This window comes from Bradyrhizobium sp. BRP22 (genome assembly GCF_020194175.1).
In the GTDB taxonomy this organism is placed as follows: Bacteria; Pseudomonadota; Alphaproteobacteria; order Rhizobiales; family Xanthobacteraceae; genus Bradyrhizobium.
In genome coordinates this window covers 1-674 of sequence record NZ_JADYVX010000112.1, presented here as the reverse complement: position 1 = coordinate 674, position 674 = coordinate 1, and the positions used below count along the sequence as shown (strand labels likewise).

Here is a 674-nt window from a genome sequence, read left to right as displayed (position 1 = left end):
GGTCCCTAGCGGCCCTTCCCAGAGACATCCTCGGATTGAATTGTCGGAATCGCGCGAGTCCATGCGAGATGCGCGTTGCGCTTCGGAGAAAACGTTATGGCGACAGGTACAGTGAAGTGGTTCAACGGGCAGAAGGGCTACGGGTTTATCCAACCCAGTGATGGCGGCAAGGACGTGTTTGTTCATATCAGCGCGGTCGAGCGTGCGGGCCTTGGTGGCCTCGCCGAGGGCCAGCGGGTGAACTACGAGGTCAGGACCGACCGGAAGAGCGGTAAAGACAGCGCAGAGAACCTCTCGCTGACTTAAGAGTTTTCGTCGTTCCCAGTGATGCAATGGAATGATGATGTGGGCCGCTCGATCTTAACCGTTCATAGATGGCGGGAGCTCAACGTGCGTTTCCCGCCCAGCCCTGTCGGCCCGCCGCTTCGTCCTCAGCCCATTTAATAGCGACAGCTCGGCCGAGAACCCTGGTCCGAACGCAGCCAAGATTCCGTATGATCCCGGCGCCTGCTTCCCATGCTCAAGCACGTGATCTAAAACGAATAGTACAGTTGCGCTGGACATATTTCCGTGACGTCGAAGAGTCTCATAGCTGGAAAAGAAGTCCTTAGACGATCTCCCGAGGCTCCGCTCAAAAACCTCTAATACTCTTCTCCCGACCTGGGTGAAAGACT

Annotated in this window: 2 protein-coding genes; one reads left to right on the top strand and one right to left on the bottom strand. The window is 56.5% G+C overall.

Annotation, left to right across the window (positions count from 1 at the left end; all coding sequences use genetic code 11):
- Nucleotides 1-96 precede the first annotated feature (96 nt).
- Entirely contained in the window at nucleotides 97-306 is a 210-nt protein-coding gene (locus I6F35_RS39595; RefSeq protein ID WP_225122967.1) for a cold-shock protein, read from the top strand.
- Between the two features lie 54 nt (nucleotides 307-360).
- Here I6F35_RS39595 and I6F35_RS39590 read toward each other — a convergent pair.
- A partial coding sequence (locus I6F35_RS39590) for a 3-oxoacyl-[acyl-carrier-protein] synthase III C-terminal domain-containing protein (protein WP_275945546.1) occupies nucleotides 361-674 on the bottom strand: 314 nt, incomplete at its 5' end.

Coding starts and splice junctions, on each gene's coding strand:
- I6F35_RS39595 (WP_225122967.1), top strand. CDS start 97: ATGGCGACAGGTACAGTGAAGTGGTTCAACGGGCAGAAGGGCTACGGG.